Below are 327 nucleotides of genomic sequence, written 5' to 3'. Positions count from 1 at the left end.
GCTGTCTATAGGTTTTCTTCTTCTTTTTCCTCTCAAGTAATAAGGAAAGTTGCTTTGTTCTCATAAAAGCATGAAGGCTCAATACCTGATTAGCCTTTTTATAAGATCTTCTGCTGTACAAACCAAAACGACCCACCATTCGAAAATGCTTAGGTTGAATATGTTGTATTATTTTATAAAGAAATCTATATACAGAAAGAGTTTCATCCACCCTTTTCTCAGTTTGGTGATCTTCATACCAAAAATGAACAGTTTCCCCATCATATTTTAATATTCTATATTCTGCAATAGCTGGTCTAGCCAAATACCTACCTATGTATTTCGCCG

At 34.3% G+C, this 327-nt stretch carries 1 protein-coding gene; it reads right to left on the bottom strand.

Annotated elements, in window-relative coordinates:
* A partial coding sequence (locus KI363_RS21745) for a transposase (protein WP_212967625.1) occupies positions 1 to 327 on the bottom strand: 327 nt, incomplete at both ends.

The sequence above is a fragment of the Lederbergia ruris genome (assembly GCF_018332955.1).
Classification (GTDB): Bacteria; Bacillota; Bacilli; order Bacillales; family Bacillaceae_C; genus Lederbergia; species Lederbergia ruris.
This window is presented reverse-complemented; position numbering and strand designations above follow the sequence as displayed.